Source organism: Paenibacillus sp. KN14-4R (assembly GCF_052180255.1).
In the GTDB taxonomy this organism is placed as follows: Bacteria; Bacillota; Bacilli; order Paenibacillales; family NBRC-103111; genus Paenibacillus_AM.
The window spans coordinates 4268299-4284083 of record NZ_CP197466.1; the positions used below are offsets into that span (position 1 = coordinate 4268299).

General features: G+C 40.9%; 18 protein-coding genes. 10 read left to right on the forward strand and 8 right to left on the reverse strand.

All coding sequences use genetic code 11. The features are described 5' to 3' along the window. Positions 1-494 precede the first annotated feature (494 nt). Positions 495-2066 carry a sensor domain-containing diguanylate cyclase gene (locus tag ACSBOP_RS20940; RefSeq protein WP_442602414.1) on the reverse strand — a complete coding sequence of 524 codons (1572 nt, stop codon included), beginning with the start codon at positions 2064-2066 and terminating at the stop codon, positions 495-497. A 103-nt stretch (positions 2067-2169) separates the two neighbouring features. On the opposite strand from ACSBOP_RS20940, the gene ACSBOP_RS20945 reads away from it, so the two are divergent. The 3 genes from ACSBOP_RS20945 to ACSBOP_RS20955 all read left to right on the forward strand — a co-directional run bounded on the left by ACSBOP_RS20945 (position 2170) and on the right by ACSBOP_RS20955 (position 4505). Continuing rightward, complete coding sequence (locus ACSBOP_RS20945) at positions 2170-2607, forward strand: LytTR family DNA-binding domain-containing protein (protein WP_442602415.1); 438 nt, start codon at positions 2170-2172, stop codon at positions 2605-2607. A 14-nt stretch (positions 2608-2621) separates the two neighbouring features. Next, positions 2622-3050, forward strand: a complete 429-nt coding sequence (locus ACSBOP_RS20950) for a DUF3021 family protein (protein ID WP_442602416.1) — start codon at positions 2622-2624, stop codon at positions 3048-3050. A 150-nt stretch (positions 3051-3200) separates the two neighbouring features. Beyond that, positions 3201-4505 carry an alpha/beta hydrolase family protein gene (locus ACSBOP_RS20955; protein ID WP_442602417.1) on the forward strand — a complete coding sequence of 435 codons (1305 nt, stop codon included), beginning with the start codon at positions 3201-3203 and terminating at the stop codon, positions 4503-4505. A 118-nt stretch (positions 4506-4623) separates the two neighbouring features. On the opposite strand, the gene ACSBOP_RS20960 is transcribed toward ACSBOP_RS20955, so the two are convergent. The 7 genes from ACSBOP_RS20960 to ACSBOP_RS20990 all read right to left on the reverse strand — a co-directional run bounded on the left by ACSBOP_RS20960 (position 4624) and on the right by ACSBOP_RS20990 (position 9014). Then, the gene (locus ACSBOP_RS20960) at positions 4624-5280 is read right to left on the reverse strand and encodes a GAP family protein (RefSeq protein WP_442602418.1); all 657 of its coding nucleotides are present in this window, start codon (positions 5278-5280) and stop codon (positions 4624-4626) included. A 14-nt stretch (positions 5281-5294) separates the two neighbouring features. Continuing rightward, positions 5295-6050 carry a MerR family transcriptional regulator gene (locus ACSBOP_RS20965; RefSeq protein WP_442602419.1) on the reverse strand — a complete coding sequence of 252 codons (756 nt, stop codon included), beginning with the start codon at positions 6048-6050 and terminating at the stop codon, positions 5295-5297. A gap of 30 nt (positions 6051-6080) precedes the next feature. Beyond that, the gene (locus tag ACSBOP_RS20970) at positions 6081-6230 is read right to left on the reverse strand and encodes a hypothetical protein (protein ID WP_442602420.1); all 150 of its coding nucleotides are present in this window, start codon (positions 6228-6230) and stop codon (positions 6081-6083) included. Positions 6231-6443: 213 nt separating this feature from the next. Next, positions 6444-6884, reverse strand: coding sequence for an SRPBCC family protein (locus ACSBOP_RS20975; RefSeq protein WP_442602421.1), 441 nt, complete (start codon positions 6882-6884; stop codon positions 6444-6446). Between the two features lie 2 nt (positions 6885-6886). After that, positions 6887-7330, reverse strand: a complete 444-nt coding sequence (locus ACSBOP_RS20980) for an SRPBCC family protein (protein WP_442602422.1) — start codon at positions 7328-7330, stop codon at positions 6887-6889. Beyond that, a complete protein-coding gene (locus tag ACSBOP_RS20985) occupies positions 7327-7833 on the reverse strand; it encodes a MerR family transcriptional regulator (protein ID WP_442602423.1) in 507 nt (168 codons plus the stop codon). Before ACSBOP_RS20985 ends, ACSBOP_RS20980 begins: the two co-directional genes overlap by 4 nt. Before the next feature lie 206 nt (positions 7834-8039). Beyond that, entirely contained in the window at positions 8040-9014 is a 975-nt protein-coding gene (locus ACSBOP_RS20990) for a S66 family peptidase (RefSeq protein ID WP_442602424.1), read from the reverse strand. A 415-nt stretch (positions 9015-9429) separates the two neighbouring features. Between ACSBOP_RS20990 and ACSBOP_RS20995 the strand changes: the two genes are divergently transcribed. The 7 genes from ACSBOP_RS20995 (at position 9430) to ACSBOP_RS21025 (ending at position 15604) form a co-directional block, all read left to right on the forward strand. Beyond that, the gene (locus ACSBOP_RS20995; RefSeq protein WP_442602425.1) at positions 9430-10260 is read left to right on the forward strand and encodes a carbohydrate ABC transporter permease; all 831 of its coding nucleotides are present in this window, start codon (positions 9430-9432) and stop codon (positions 10258-10260) included. A gap of 13 nt (positions 10261-10273) precedes the next feature. After that, complete coding sequence (locus ACSBOP_RS21000; protein ID WP_442602426.1) at positions 10274-11488, forward strand: extracellular solute-binding protein; 1215 nt, start codon at positions 10274-10276, stop codon at positions 11486-11488. 35 nt (positions 11489-11523) lie between these two features. Beyond that, positions 11524-12405: a carbohydrate ABC transporter permease gene (locus ACSBOP_RS21005; RefSeq protein ID WP_442602427.1), complete on the forward strand. Its 882-nt coding sequence runs from the start codon at positions 11524-11526 to the stop codon at positions 12403-12405. Then, a complete protein-coding gene (locus tag ACSBOP_RS21010; protein WP_442602428.1) occupies positions 12389-13306 on the forward strand; it encodes a ComEC/Rec2 family competence protein in 918 nt (305 codons plus the stop codon). Before ACSBOP_RS21005 ends, ACSBOP_RS21010 begins: the two co-directional genes overlap by 17 nt. Positions 13307-13320: 14 nt before the next feature. After that, positions 13321-14100 carry an inositol monophosphatase family protein gene (locus ACSBOP_RS21015; RefSeq protein ID WP_442602429.1) on the forward strand — a complete coding sequence of 260 codons (780 nt, stop codon included), beginning with the start codon at positions 13321-13323 and terminating at the stop codon, positions 14098-14100. Between the two features lie 58 nt (positions 14101-14158). After that, positions 14159-14839, forward strand: coding sequence for a GntR family transcriptional regulator (locus ACSBOP_RS21020; protein ID WP_442602430.1), 681 nt, complete (start codon positions 14159-14161; stop codon positions 14837-14839). 132 nt (positions 14840-14971) lie between these two features. Beyond that, positions 14972-15604, forward strand: a complete 633-nt coding sequence (locus ACSBOP_RS21025; RefSeq protein ID WP_442602431.1) for a sterol desaturase family protein — start codon at positions 14972-14974, stop codon at positions 15602-15604. Positions 15605-15785: the final 181 nt, after the last annotated feature.

Here is a 15785-nt window from a genome sequence, read left to right on the forward strand (position 1 = left end):
TTTACTATTAAAATGGGTAAGAAGTGAGAGACCGTCCACAAACTCTAGGAATACACAAAAACCAAGGCCATAACCCAACTACTTGCAAGGGTTGTGGCTTTGGTTTGCCATTTTCAGTGAATAGCCGCCCTCGAGTTCCTTAGTTGCGCTGTACGGGTTTACTTTAATAATGAAAATACTCCACTTTCCATTACATTTTCCTGCAAAATCAACAACGAATTGAAAAAACAGCCTTAACAGCAAAAATCAACCTGAGACTTGAAACAGATGTACTCAGGGGAAAAGAAATGCTTAACTCTATTTTAGACGTCTTTTATTTAACTGTATACCCAAAAAACGATTGAATCTACCCAATTTTCTGATATAACGATGTGCAGTCCTATCATTTGATGGTTATTAATCTAATATATCATAGAAACATTCAATTGTTAGTACTGATTTTGAACATCGTGTAAAAATACGGAATAAAACTGTTGGCCAGACCAACCTGCTCACTAAAACTTGTGATTACCGAGTGATGCTACGCTTTTATTTCTTCCCGTATTCTTCGCTTCATACAAACATTGGTCAGCCATTTCAAATAAAACGGAAAGATTAGTCGTGCAAACTGGATAAGAAGCGATTCCCAAAGATATTGTAATGATGTCGCCGCATGGACTCACTGTGCTTTCTACTTTCTTTCGTAGTTTTTCGGCAACTTGGTACGCTTCGTCATTATTCATGTTGCGGAGAAGTAACACAAACTCTTCACCGCCAAAGCGGCAACAAATATCTTCTTCCCTAGATACTTCTCTCATTTGTTCTCCCAAAAATTTCAGAACCTCATCACCTTTAATATGGCCAAATGTATCATTAACCCGCTTAAAATGATCAATGTCCAGTATGATGATTGAAAAAGGTACCCCGTTCTCTACCCACTTCTGAGTCTCTTCATCCAGCGTGCGTCGATTTGTAAGTTTTGTCAACGGATCTGTTTTGGACTGATATGCAAAATAGTCTACTTTATCATGGAAAAAACCAAGGCTATAGGTCAGTGCTCTTTTTAATTGAATCGCTTCATAATACCAGACTCTAACCTTGTTCAAACTTTCGTCTTGATTATTTTGGGTGCTTGATTCCGTAAAGTACGCTAGTTTTTGTAAGGGTCGAGCAATTACCCTTGAAATAAATAAGATAAGGATTAGAGATAACAATAAATACGGCAATGATTTCATAATCATTTCATTCATCATGTCGGTTGTTGGTGCTAATGTAGCATTCGTGGGTCGCTGTGATACAACCCCCCATCCAACAGCCGGGATATAGGCATATCCTGCAAGCATGTCAACATTTCGTGTGTTTATGATACGTGCAGATCCACTCTCTCTTTTCATCAGTTGCTGTACGACCGGATTTTGCGGCACGCGATCATTGATCCGATCTTGCATTTGGTTATAAATAATGCGACCGTCTTCGTCTACAACGTATACATAAGATCCATCCTTGTAGAAATGCTCTCCTAAAATTTTGTTCAAAATATTTTCTTCCTTTAAATACAAGCTGCCGCCAACTAAACCAAGGTATTTCCCATCTTCATCAAAGATCGGATGAGAAATAAAAATAATTAACCGCCCAGTGATGGATACGTAGGGCTTTGATATAAGTGGACTTTTCCCATTTAAAGCTTGCTGTCCACCTGTAGAATCTAGTAATTTCCCAACTACATCTAGCGTTTGTGGTGAACTCGCTAAGATCTCACCATTTGCAGCGACAATCACAACCGAATTAAACGTATCTGTCTGATTTTTCAAACGATCCGCCTCTTGAAGAAGCTTTGTCTTCGATTCATCACTTCTCATGTATAACGAAATACTCTTTGAGCTCAGCTCCAACGTTTGAAGTGTCATTTTAAAGAAAACTTCTGTTGTATTGGCAAGCTTTTGTGCATAGACTCGGTTAGTTTCTAAAGTATTTTCAATAAGTGTCTTCTGACTTATCCGATAACCAGATAAAGTGCTGCTGCACAGAGTAAAAATAACCGAAATCAGTGCTACTGATAAAATTAAGTGCTTTAACGAAAGCTTCATGGATGTAATTTCTCCTTATTACATTTCTGTTAACTAATATACCATATTCTGATATATTTAAAATTAATGACTATTAAGAAATAAGGCTCTCGTGGGTGATCATATGAAAGTTTCAATTGAAGAAATAAGCAGAGAACAGGAAGAAGAAATCCTCATCAGGTGTCATGAGGTGGATGATGAGATATGCGAAATCGTAAACAAGCTGAGAACAGAAACCCTCATTATAATCGGATATCAAGACGACAGTGTTAACCGTATAAAACTTAGTGATATCTATTATTTCGAGGCAGTTGACGGAAAGGTTTTTACTTACAGCAAGGACGACGTTTTTGAGGTAAAACAAAAGCTTTATGAGTTAGAGGAATTATGCAAAGGAAAGAAATGTTTTCGTGCATCCAAATCAACTATTTTGAACATAGCTAAAATTTCATCTATTCATCCGTCCATAAGTGGCCGATTCGAAGCGGTGCTTGATAACGGGGAACGTGTTGTTATATCCAGGCAGTATGTGCCTGATCTAAAAAATATGCTGGGATTGTAAGAGGAGGGAGACATATGAAGCTTTCTGGATTTGTAAAAGAGATTATTAAAGATTCCTTGATCATCTTCGCATCCATAATAATTATTATTACGATTTTGCGACAAATTTTTTATCCTGATATGGCCTTTGATTTGAAGTCGATTTATATCATAATGACATTCTCACTAATTGGTGCATTAACGGGATTTATTTTGTATTCTCCTAATGATCTAAGTGAGAAGCAAATGCGTATAAGAATTGTAATTCATTTTTTTGCTTTAGAGATTATATTGATTTCCCTTGGAATTATCATTGGTATTATAAATAGTGCATTAAGCATAATCATTCTTGCATTGCAAATTGCGGTAATCTATGTCATCGTTCGCCTGCTGTCATGGCAAAATGACAAAAAAGTAGCCAAAAGCATCAACGAAAAACTAATGGCATTGAAGAAAGATATTTGAGAGCAGCGGTGAGCTTCATAGCTTATCGCTCTTTTTTTGCATCTTATTGGCCTGTAGATACAGCTTATTGATTTTCTATATACATCCTTTCAACCATTTTTTATGATGAATTCATCAAAAATGCTTAAGAAAGCGAAGGGAGTAATTACTATGGGAACGTTAATATTGTTTATTACTTTGATGATCGAGATTGCTCTTGCAATCTATTGCATGGTAACGAAGAAAAACCATCAAAAAACAAGGAATTGGATCAGGATTGCTGTATGTATTGCATTTACAACGCTCACACTTTTATCGGTTATCATTTGGAGTTTCCGCTGGATATTGTTTGCTATACTGCTGTTTATACTGGCGTTAATCGGAACGGTTTCGCTGATCCGCAACAAAGCAAATACCAAGGAATACAAAACCTCTCGTATTGTCACAAAAGCAATTATGATGACATTTGTGCTGGTATTTGCGCTTGCACCTGCACTTGTTTTTCCACAGCATAAATCGCCAAAAGTTACGGGTAAATATGAAGTCGCCACAACAACTTATACTTACGTTGACAAAAACCGTATTGAAGAATTTACCGACACCGGTAAAAACAGATTTGTGAATGTGGAATTTTGGTATCCCAAAAATGCCGACGGAACCTATCCGCTTGTGGTATTTTCACACGGGGCATACGGTATTAAGGCAAGCAACACCTCTACCTTTACGGAGCTTGCAAGCCACGGGTATGTAGTCGTTTCCATCGATCATCCCTATCATTCCTTTTATACCGCTTCAGAAGATGGAACGACTGCTTTGATCAATTCAGATTATATGCGTGAAGTCAGCAATTCCAACAAAGGGGGCATTTACACGATAGAGGAACGCTACGGACTCATTCAAAAATGGATGAAACTGCGAACAGACGATATGAATTTTGTTATTAATACGATACTTGAAAAAACAAAAAGTGACAATAATACTATTTATCAACATATCAATACAGAGAAAATAGGTGTGTTCGGGCACTCCATGGGTGGCGCAGCAAGTGTTGGGCTAGGCAGAGAACGTAAAGATGTAAACGCAGTTGTCAATATTGATGCCCCATTCTTTAGTGAGCTTGTTTACAAGAGAGAAGTTGATGATTTTGTGGCAAGCGACAAAGCCTACACGACTCCACTTCTTAACATTTATTCTGACGATGTTTGGACACAGCTCGAAAGCATCTCCACTTATGTGGCAAACAAAACCACTAATGAAAACTTTAAAGAAGCATATACCGTTCATTTTCAAGGTGCCAAACATTTAAGCCTGACCGATTTATCACTTTTCTCTCCTCTACTTGCCAATATGCTGCAAGGCGGAAAAGCGCATATTGATGAATATTACTGTATTGAAACTGAAAATGAACTTATTCTTCAATTTTTTGACTATGCATTAAAGGGCATTGGCCGCTTCACGTCCAAAGGGACATATTGATTTAAGTGATTGCGGTTGTTGCGGCACATCATTTAAAAGGCCCGTATTAGCACTTCAAACATGCTAATCGGGCCTTCTATTTCCATCGGGAGCAATGTGTTTCATGTTATTGAATTCCCTACAGATAGTCCAAACTATTATAAATCAAAATCAGCCCAACGATACTCATAATCCATGAAACAGCCGATCCCGAATACTTCGAAAGCTTGATTCGAAGCCTTTCCAATGGTCTTTGCATCACTCGCCCTAATAATAAATGCAATGTAAACACGATTAATGGCGGTAGCACCATAATTAAGTTATAACCAGCTAAAGTCGGGAGCCACTGATAAACTGCTAAATTTGAGGTAGACATAAGACCAATCGCTGCAAAATAAGGCAATGCCATCCCCACTTCAATTAATGATGTCGTGAACCCAAGCGCAATCATGGATTTTTTACTTTTTGACTTCGGCCTTGGCAAATCGGATTTTTTATTCTTAGGATAGTAAAAGCTTACTATAAACAGAAGCACTCCAATGATCAGCGTAATCCAGCTTACGATACGATTTTGAAAGATGGAGGAGAATGCAGCAAGTAAAAAATCTAGGCCTAACATAATAGCAACACCTACCAAAAAATAAAATGCTGCGACTGTTAATAAATAAATCATTAAGCGTGAACTCAATCGCTCTTTTTCAGTTAATAACAAATATACCGTGACCCCCAAAGTTGCAGGACTAAGCATATCTAATAGGGCTAATCCCGCTATCATAAGAATTAATTCATTACCCACGATTCTCCTCCTTGCTAGGTAGTAGATTTTTGAAGGGAAGAAATGTAAATTTCGTATGCTCGCTCCATAAAATCAAGAACTTCCTGTTCGATCGGATAAAGTCCAAGCTTCTCAGATTGCTTTGGAGACTTCCTGATATCCCATAATTTATCAATAAACTCGTCTTCATATTTGAATTCGTCCATTTGCTTTTCAAGCATACGTCGTATTATGTTCTGTACTCTTACTGACGCAGGGTCATCCCTCATATGTCGTTTTATCTGACCTAGCAGAGCAATCCATTCCAGAGAGTCAGGATCTTCTCCCCTCATTTTTGGAAGCCTTGTCCACAGCTCAAGTTCTTTATCAGTAAACATGTTCTCTCTAAAGGTTCGCAATCTTGTTTTATCCCAATTCGATAACTGGATGAGTTTCTGTACTGCAAGACTTTCATCTCCACCTTCGACTGCAATACCATTTATCAATTCCCGTAGCGAAGACTCTATACTCTTTAACCTTTCTTGTTCATCAATGAAATATACTAACTGGCTTTTCAAACTAATCGACCAATTCCATTTAGAGTCAGATAACATATCTTTAATATCTTGCAAACGGTAACCTATTCCTTTTAGAAACTGAATTTGTTGAAGCTTTTTCATATCCTCATCCGAATATAGACGATGTCCCCCTTCTGTTTTGGAAGTGGCTGTCAATAATCCGATCTGATCATAGTGCCGAAGTGTTCTGACCGTGATCTTAGTCTGTTTCGCTACTTCTTTGATATGAATCATGCACATACACCTCCGACGATTAAGTTAGTATTAATTTTCTTTGTCTTTATATAAACCAAGTTTGATTAAATATCCTAATCCTAGACCAACTAATACGCCTGGAAATGCTTGATTAATCATAAGTCCAATCCCTGCTCCTATAATGACACATGCATAAATAATGATATCTCCTTGCTTCATATCTTCATCCCCTTGGTATAATTTCTTCTCCCCTTCCACCGAATTAATGGACTTAACTCATGAGGAGCTCATTCATTGGCTCCATTATACAAAATGACGCAACGTCACTTTCAAGTGTTTTTATTATTAGATATATAAAAAAAATATCGCCGTCCAACTCCGATAAGGAGCGTGAACGACGATAACTTTAGATTCCGATATTACTTTGCATCTCTAGGTGGCCATTTCCACCAGCAGCTTGCCTAGCCGATCCATGACCTGTTCATTAGCTTCAACACAGATTGGCTTTGCTCGTTCGAAATCCTCTGCTGTCTTGAAAAGCTGACGGAAAGTAACTTTGGTACGGCCTCCTAGGTCCTCGAAGGTTCCCGTTACTCGAAATCCGTGACCGGACAGATGCTCAATCACGACCCGCTCTATCGGTACGATCTCAACAAAGACATTATGATTCGGGTAATCTGCACCATTAGGTCCGTGCATGGTGAATAGCCATTCACCACCTGGCTTTACATCGCACTCGTGAAACGTGTTCGTGAAGCCATGAGGCCCCCACCATTGAGCTAGCAAATTGGGAGTTGTCCAAGCCCGAAACACAAGCTCCCGCGGTACATCGACTTCACGTGAGGATATAATTTCATTCTCACCTATTGTCATGATTATTCCTCCTCATCAAGTACCTTGCCCAGTGTATCCAACATGATGTTTGTGCCATGTTCCCGTTCTTCCGGCGTATCATGTCCGTCAAAGTATGATCCTTGCTCCGTAAAAATCAGTTTCGTGCCACCCTCCACCTTGATAAGCTCGACCGATGTAATCGAGACAGAGATGCGTGTGCCGTTCGAATCCAGGGTATATGTATAGACAATGCGCTGCTCAGGAACAAGCTCCTGGTAACTGGCGTTGAACGTAAAGATCGGCCCTTCCGGCGGTCCCCCACTGCTGTATTCGCGTCCGCCAACCTGAAAGTCGAAGATGTCCGGCTTCGAAAACCACTTGGACTTGGCAATCGGATCGGACCAGGCTTGGTAAACCCGCTCCGGTGAAGCAGCATACGTCCGCTCGACGACGAAGGTCGCATGCTTGATGAATCGTTCATTCATTGATTTTCCTCCTTAAATTTCGGCATATCGCTCTCTTCGGTAAGAAAGACTCCCAGCATATCCAATTGTCGCTCCCAAATCATTTGCCGCTCAATGATCGGCTTCTCAAATTCCATTTTCATCGCTTGCAGAAGGCTCGTGAAATCTTCAACCGTTAATTGCGCCTTACCCTGCATAAGCTTGGATACATGTCCAAGTTGCTCCAATAGTTTCTGCTGCAATTTGATCTGCTCTTTGATTCGGTTTATCTGCAGGCCCACGATCTCAAGCGGACTGATTTGCCCACCAGTTAAAACCGATTTAACCTGCTCGAGAGATAACCCAAGCTCCTTAAGCGATAAAATTTGGTGCAAACGCGACAAGTCCGATTCACTATATAACCTGTGGCCGGATTCTGTCTGTCCCGACGGAGAGAACAATCCGATTTGATCATAAAATCGCAAGGTTCGTACGGTAAGCCCCGTCAGATTGGCGAGATCCCCGATCTTCGAATATGTCTTCATTAACCCTCTCCACTCTTTGACACTAGCTTTATACCGGTAACTTTATTATAAAACCTTACGTTACGTAAGGTGCAAGCATTATCGTGAGGCTCTGAACCGGAAATTTTTAAATTCCGCTAAAAGTGTTCAAATTTTCTGTTAATTAACTAACCTTTCTACACTGCAAATCACTGAAAAGCAAGCACTGGGATACTTCTTTGATATACCTACTCAGTAATAATTATCTCTATTGTTTTATTGTATGCTTTTATTGTTACTTGCCCCCCAATAGGAAAAGTAATTAATGGAGACGTATGACCAAAATCTACATCAGCAATAACTGGGATGTTATCTAATTCTCTCTTCGATTTAATAATTTTTCTCAATAGTTCTTTATTCATATTTACAGATTTTTGAAATCTACCTATAACTATTCCCTTAACACCTTCAAACATAGGTTGATGAATAAGAGATTGTAAATCTCTATCAAAAGTTTGAGGGTGTGCTTCATAATCATCTTCTATAAATAGTATTGAGTTTATTAAACTCGGCATAAATTCAGTACCCTGTAATAAATTGAGCGTACACTGATTACCACCAATAATAGTTCCCTGTGCTTCTCCATCATTAATCGCATAAGGTCCATCATTATTGATGAAAGAACGGTTTTCTTGATCTAAAAACCATAAATCATCACTCCATCGGTTGGAATGATTAATATTAATGATTTCATCGCACATCATCATTTTCTTAAAATACTCGATTGTATATTCATTACCATGAAGCATAGCAAAGGTAGAAAAGTGTGGACCAGAATAGGTGATTAACCCTGTCTTTGTATAAATCGCATTACTCAATGCAGTTATATCAGAATATCCACAAAATCGTTTTGGATTAGATTTAATAATTGAATAGTCAATATGTTTTAATAGTTGGTTACAGTTATAGCCACCAATTGTAGATAATATCCCTTTGACGTTAGGATCTAAAAACGCATCATGCAGGTCATCTAATCTTGATCTGATTGATGAAGAGACAAATTCATCAGATTCTAAAGAGTTTTTAGAAAAAGTTATCTTGAACCCTAATTCTTCAAGCCTTTTTTCTGCTAATTTTCTCTGCTCATTTGTTATCATTGACATACTTCTGGAAGGCGAGATTATCCGTATTTCATCACCTGCTAATAATTTTGGTGCTTTCATTATTACACATCCTTTATTAGAACTTGTCTTCGGCTCGACTTTCAAATCCCTTTTCCCAAGCTCCTACTGCAACACCACGAGTAAGTAATTGTAATATTCCATCCTCGTTCCGATCGGGCCACCAACCAGCATCTTGATAAAGATTCCTTAAGTTAGCTCTACTCTACCAATTTATCACATTTCATTTTGCTTCTCAAAAAGGGTTCGGATCAAATTATAAATTTTGGATCAAGGTATCCATCGTGCAAAGCTGACCCGATGTCCTCGCTCCAACCAGAGCAGTTGCCGCAATCCTTCGCAGGGCACTCTCCATCCCGATTAACAATTTATTAATATCAAGATAATTCAGTGTTAACAAAAGAGAAGTAAAGTGAATGTATAGACGTCTAGACAAATGAAAAGGAAGGGGAACAATTTGAACAAATTGAAGACAGCCTTCAAATACGGATTGTTAACCGGAGTGCTGATATGTACACTATTTCCGATTTATTGGATGGTTGTGATGGCGACACAGAAATCGTCGGATTTATTTTCCGAGGTCTCCATATTCCCGAGATCCATAACCTGGGAGCATGCGATAAGTATTTTTACAGAAGATCATTACTTCTTGCCGTTTGTTAACAGTTTGCTGATCACCATCGTATCGTTACTGATTGTATTGGCATGTGGATTGCCCTGTGCTTACATTTTGGGACGGAGAACATTTAGGGTAGCATTCAGAAATTCGCTGTTAATCTGGATTCTGCTGGTCAGAGTGCTGCCACCCATCGCTTTTGCGCTTCCGTTATATATTTTGATGAACGACGCGGGGCTGCTGAGCACGAAGATTCCAATTATATTGGCTCATGTATTGGTTAACTTGCCGTTCGTCATTTGGTTCATGATGGCCTTCTTCTACGCAGTGCCGGAAGAAATTGAGGAGAGCGCGAGAGTCGACGGAGCTTCCGAATTTGTGATTTTTGCCAAAGTTATTTTGCCGTTGGTCATGCCGGGAATCGCAGCGGTGACCATCCTCTCCTTCATGGACTCATGGAATGAATATTTGTATAGCGTAATCTTTATTCAAAGTCCAGATGATTTTACGATTCCATTGAAGCTGGCTACATTAAACAGCGAGCAGGAATTAACGGAGTGGGGAAAAGTTGCGAGCGGCGGTATTATATCAATGATTCCAGTGATGTTGACTGCTATTTTTATGCAAAAACATTTAATGAACGGCTTAACTGCCGGGGCAGTGAAAGAATAGGAGGATAAGAGAGATGAAGAAAAATATCGTTATGCTGTTGAGTTTGATGATGTTGGTGTCGATCTTTACCGGCTGTCAGTCGAAAGGCCCGAATAAGCTTGTCATTGCTGCCAGAGGTGGTTCCCATGTAACAGCTATGGAAGCTGTTAAGGCAAGCTTCGAGAAGGAAAATAATGTAAAAGTCGAGATTATCGGGTTGGAATCCGCGGATTTGAAGAAAAAAATATCGTTGGACTCGAAGAATAAAGCTGGTGCTTACGATTTGATTATGGCGGATGATCCGTGGATGCCGGAGTTTAGCGAGGCAGGTATTTTTGCTAACCTATCCAAGTTAGGTATCAAGGGAGACGATGATTTCGAGGAGTCTTCGTTAAAATTAGGTAAAAACCCGTATGCAACGGGAGATTTATATGCCTTGCCTTTCTCGGGCAATGTGCAGATGTTCTTCTATAACAAGAAATTGCTGGACAGCCATCAATATGAGCCACCGAAAAGTTGGGAAGATGTGCTTAAGATTGCCAATGAGATTCATACAGCCGATGGCAAAGCTGGTTATGTGATTCGAGGACAACAAGGCAACCCGATCGTTTCTGACTTTTTACCGATCTTTTGGGCATATGGCGGACAGATCTTTGACGGCAACTGGAAATCTCAAGTTGATACCGCGGCTGGAGAGCAGGCTTTGAATACGTATATTAAGCTATTAGCTTCCGGGACTAATTACGAGACGACGGACATTGTTAGCTCGGTATCCGAGGGGCGTGCGGCTATGGCATTGGGCTGGCCTTCATGGTTCATCAAAGGGGGGAACGCTAGTGCAGACTTTTCTCCGATTCCGTCCAAAGCTTCCTCCACTGCGGCTCCCACTTCAACAGGGATGATCGGCAACTGGATGATGGGCGTAACTTCCAATTCGCATAACCCGGAGTTGGCTGCTAAATTTTTGACCTTCATTACGAGCAGCGAGACACAAAAGGCGATGGTTGAGCATGGCGGCGTACCGACGAGAAAAAGCGTTTACTTAGATAGTGAACTCGCTGCCAAATACAAGCATTTCCCAGTACAGCTGAAGGCTTTGCAAAATTCAGTAGCTAGACCAAGAACGGCGAAATGGTCACGGGTGGAGGAAGCGTTGGGAGCGGAATTATCTGCGGCTATCGCGGGTACCAAATCGGTGAAAGACGCATTATCTCAAGCGAATACAGCTATCAACAAAATTATGCAGTAAGGTTTATTTGCGAAAAATGAAGGAGTGGAATGGACTTGCACAGTAAGCGGGGATTTCAACTGATTATGCTAGCTCCTGTCTTCTTGTTGTTAATCGGATTAACGGTATTTCCCTTCGTGTATACGGTGACGAACAGCTTTACCGATTATTATTATTTAGCTAGCGATTCGAGACAGTTTGTCGGACTCAGCAATTACATCGCTATTCTTAAGGATGAGCAGTTTCGCCAGGCTGTCTGGAATACGATTAAATTTATGTTATTGGCGGTCTCTATTGAAACGGTTCTGGGGCTCGGGCTGGCACTGCTTGTGGTGAATGTGAAGAAGGGGCTGAAGTGGTTGCGGGTATCCCTGCTTATCCCGTCTCTGCTTCCGCCCGTAACGGTAGCATTGATTTGGCAAATGATGCTCAGCAACCATAACGGCATTATCAATCATCTGCTCTCTTTTGTTGGACTAGGTCCGTTTAATTTCCTGATGGACATTCATACTGCCTTTAACACCATTTTGTATATCGATATTTGGCAATGGACACCCTTTACGTTCTTATTGCTGTATGCAGCGCTTCAAGCCGTATCCAGATCGCAATACGAAGCGGCTAAGGTAGACGGAGCTAACGGATGGAAGGTCTTCTGGCATGTTACATTACCGAATATTTGGCCGAGCCTGTTATTGGTTGTATTGCTTCGGACGATTGATTCCTTCCGTTTGTTTGATAAGGTCAACATATTGACCGGTGGAGGCCCGGCCAATTCCACAACGACGATCACGCAATATATTTACAAGCATGGCGTGTACAATCTGCAGATCGGATATGGGGCGGCGGCATCTATGATTATGGTTTTGCTTGTACTTGTATTTTCAATATTTTATATTTTGCGGTCGATTGGAGGACGTCGAAATGAAATGCATCGTTGATTTTCTAAATGTCGGCTTTGGCCAAGCAACGGTCATTCGGATCATAGACAATGATCGTTGCTTCTGCCTTGTAGTTGATGCCGGCGATGTGAATCCTAACGCCAATCCAAGAAGATGCAGTCTGCGTAATTACATTCAGGAACATGCGATCGAGAAGATCGACGTACTGCTCCTCACTCATTTTCACAGAGATCATATCGGCGGGGTGCTCCCCATAATAGGCAAAGTGCCGATTGGACAAATTATACTTCATGTTCCGTTGCCCGAGCATATTCTGATGAGTGGATTGAATGATCATTCAACGCCAATGCTGGCGTCCTTGTCGTTATATAAGCAGATTATAAATCAGGCCAAGGAGCTAGACATTCCTCTAAATCTCATAGAGCAGCCTTATACGATCCATGAGCAGGGTGTCGAGTTTAATCTCCTGATGCCGAGCGACAGTCGATTACAGCAATTAAAAAATGAGCTGGACAGGTTGGATTTGGAACAGCTGGATCAGCAGCAGGAGCGCTTGCAGTGGATTGATCTTATTTTGAATGAGACAGCCCTCGCGGTGCTGATTCGTTATAACGAATCCTCTGTGGTGCTTCTCACCTCGGATGTAGCGCTTGATTTCTGGGAGCTATATACATCTCAGATTAAGGATGTCCATATTGTGCAGGCACCGCATCATGGGGATGCGCGCCATATGTCAGGACCTTGGCTTCGCAACTTGTCGCCTAAGTATGTCATTGTTAGTGCTGATGATGAAGGGACCTACCAACTACCGCATCCCGAGATCAACAATCTTATTCGGGAGCATACGGAAGCGGAGATTTATTACACGGAGGGTCCGGACACCACGCATAGAATCATCCGAATGGATGTGAATGATTGGGAAGTTAAATTGATCAAATAAGGAATCGTGATGATATGAATATGGATGACTTGATGAAGGATATTGAGGGGTGGGTAGAACAGGTAGCTGTATTCCAAAGGAATGCGATACAATGTAATCATATTCAAGTAACGACAAAAGCACATGATACTGATTTTGTGACCGATGTTGATGTGAAATCCGAAGAGATCTTGATCCAATGTATACACGAAAAATATCCTCACCATAGCATTTTAACCGAGGAACGAGGTTTCCTGGATAGAAATAGCGATTATTTATGGGTCATTGATCCGATCGACGGAACGACCAACTTTATTCATGGGTTTCCGATGTCATCGATTTCGATAGCTTTGCAGCATAAGGGGATTACGCAAGCAGGAATGGTGTATTGTCCCTGGTTGAATATGAAATTTCACGCCATCAGAAGCGGCGGTGCTTATTATAATGGGAAGCGTATGCAAGTCTCGGGAACGAGCGAATTGAAGCATAGTTTACTTACCACAGGCTTTCCCAGTAAGCAGGGTGAACAACCTATTAACCTGGAGTATTTTAATAAAATGATTGGAAAGGTCTCTGGGATCCGGCGTACCGGCAGCGCTGCCTTGGATTTATGTTTTGTTGCGGCATCGTTTTTTGATGGATATTGGGAGTTCGATCTTAATGATTGGGACATATGCGCAGGGGTATTAATCGCTGAAGAGGCCGGGGGCAAGGTGCTGCGAATGGACATTCATCATCACTCGTTGCTGATTTGTAGCAATCCTCACATGCTGGATGCATTAAAGGCTGCCTTAGTGGAAAAGGAAGGAATTTAAGGAATCGAGGGCAATCGTATTGGTTAGTTATCAGCATATCAAACAGGAAATTGAAAAAATGATAGATATCAGGTTGTGGAAGATCGGTCAAAAGCTTCCCTCCGAATATGAACTGGCCAAATACTTCAACGTCAGCAGGGAAACGCTTCGCGCAGCGATTAAGCTATTGGAGCAGGAAGGCAAGCTGCTGGTTAAGCACGGGATCGGTACATTTGTCATTAAGCCGCTTCCGATGATTCCGAGTCGTCTGGAATTTCTCCAAAGCATTGGTACGATGATCAAGCTGGCGGGACTTACTGAAGATGATAATAAAGAAATGATTGGCGAGATGGCGTGTACCACGGAATGGGCCTCGGCGCTGAACATTGCAGAGGGCTCGAAAGTGGTGAAGGTGGAACGTATTCGATATGCTGATGGAGAGCCGGTGGCCTATTCCATTAATATTATGCCTAAAGATTTGGTAGGCGATATATTCGAGCGCTTGGATTTTTCCGGGTCCCTGTTCGGTTTCCTCGAAGTACATTGCAAAATCCAAATTGCCAGGGCGGATACCGAGTTGCTTGTTCCGCTTAAGCAGGACAAATATGTCGGACGATTGCAAGTCGATAAAGAAGCAGAAACTCCGGTTATTTTAATGAAGCAGCTGCACTATGACGAGCAGAATAAAGAAGTGCTATATTCTTTCGACTATTTAAGAAATGATATCTTCAACTTTTGGATTCGCAGAGAGCGAAAGTAATCATTTTGACCCGAAAGACGACATGTATAAGAACCTCGCTAATTACGGCAAGGTTCTTTTTTTGAGCTCTGTTTCAAACTTTTCTGAATAGAATTATAATATTAGAAACTATTCAAGAGGAGGAGTTTTTAAATGAGGGATAACTATGTAAAAGAGTTTTTCTTTTTCTCCGACATATCCATAATGTGCGGAATCTTCCTGGTCAGTTTTGGCTTTCTAATCCCAAACCTGACATCCATCGGCCCATGGATTGCTTTGGTCATAGGCATGTCCGCTTATGCCGCTGCCGAGTATCTCACACACCGCTTCCTATTCCACATAAAGACTCCGAAGAACCCATTCTTTTTGAAATTACTTAAGCGCTTACATTATGATCATCACTCGAATCCAGATGACCTGCATTTATTGTTTCTGCCTTTGTGGTACTCTCTGCCGAACATCATTATTGCGGGAACAACGGCCTACTTTATTTCAGCAAGCCTCGTGATTGCAAATGCTTTTATCGCTGGAGTAATCCTATTTCTATTGTTTTATGAGTGGAAGCATTATATCGCCCATCGTCCGATTACCCCCGTCTCCCCCTGGGGCCGCTGGATGAAGAAAATCCATTTATGGCATCACTATAAAAATGAAAATTACTGGTACGGCGTCACAAATCCGGTCTTTGATCTCGCATTGGGGACTTTTGAGGATCACAAAAACGTTAAGCTTAGCCAGACGGCCCGCAACCTTGAACAACGCGATAATAAAAAGCTTGATCTGTAATTGTTCTCCGAAATTTCATCACAATGATCGTATGCATGGTTTGGAGAAGTTCGGGAATCCTTTATATAAATGTTATACAGGGCACTTAGATGCCAATCGAATTTAGTCATAATTAATTCCATTAATTTGGAAGTAGTGTATTGGGTTGTAAGATAGGTCAAGGTGTGGTAATGTTCTCTTT

Bases quoted from the DNA above. Each gene is read 5' to 3' on its own strand.
- ACSBOP_RS21000 (WP_442602426.1), top strand. From the start codon at position 10,274: ATGAAGAAAAATATCGTTATGCTGTTGAGTTTGATGATGTTGGTGTCG.
- ACSBOP_RS20980 (WP_442602422.1), bottom strand. From the start codon at position 7,330: ATGAATGAACGATTCATCAAGCATGCGACCTTCGTCGTCGAGCGGACG.
- ACSBOP_RS20970 (WP_442602420.1), bottom strand. From the start codon at position 6,230: ATGAAGCAAGGAGATATCATTATTTATGCATGTGTCATTATAGGAGCA.
- ACSBOP_RS21020 (WP_442602430.1), top strand. From the start codon at position 14,159: ATGATAGATATCAGGTTGTGGAAGATCGGTCAAAAGCTTCCCTCCGAA.
- ACSBOP_RS20990 (WP_442602424.1), bottom strand. From the start codon at position 9,014: ATGAAAGCACCAAAATTATTAGCAGGTGATGAAATACGGATAATCTCG.
- ACSBOP_RS20975 (WP_442602421.1), bottom strand. From the start codon at position 6,884: ATGACAATAGGTGAGAATGAAATTATATCCTCACGTGAAGTCGATGTA.
- ACSBOP_RS20945 (WP_442602415.1), top strand. From the start codon at position 2,170: ATGAAAGTTTCAATTGAAGAAATAAGCAGAGAACAGGAAGAAGAAATC.
- ACSBOP_RS21015 (WP_442602429.1), top strand. From the start codon at position 13,321: ATGAATATGGATGACTTGATGAAGGATATTGAGGGGTGGGTAGAACAG.
- ACSBOP_RS21025 (WP_442602431.1), top strand. From the start codon at position 14,972: ATGAGGGATAACTATGTAAAAGAGTTTTTCTTTTTCTCCGACATATCC.
- ACSBOP_RS20965 (WP_442602419.1), bottom strand. From the start codon at position 6,050: ATGATTCATATCAAAGAAGTAGCGAAACAGACTAAGATCACGGTCAGA.
- ACSBOP_RS21010 (WP_442602428.1), top strand. From the start codon at position 12,389: ATGAAATGCATCGTTGATTTTCTAAATGTCGGCTTTGGCCAAGCAACG.
- ACSBOP_RS20950 (WP_442602416.1), top strand. From the start codon at position 2,622: ATGAAGCTTTCTGGATTTGTAAAAGAGATTATTAAAGATTCCTTGATC.
- ACSBOP_RS20940 (WP_442602414.1), bottom strand. From the start codon at position 2,066: ATGAAGCTTTCGTTAAAGCACTTAATTTTATCAGTAGCACTGATTTCG.
- ACSBOP_RS20985 (WP_442602423.1), bottom strand. From the start codon at position 7,833: ATGAAGACATATTCGAAGATCGGGGATCTCGCCAATCTGACGGGGCTT.
- ACSBOP_RS20955 (WP_442602417.1), top strand. From the start codon at position 3,201: ATGGGAACGTTAATATTGTTTATTACTTTGATGATCGAGATTGCTCTT.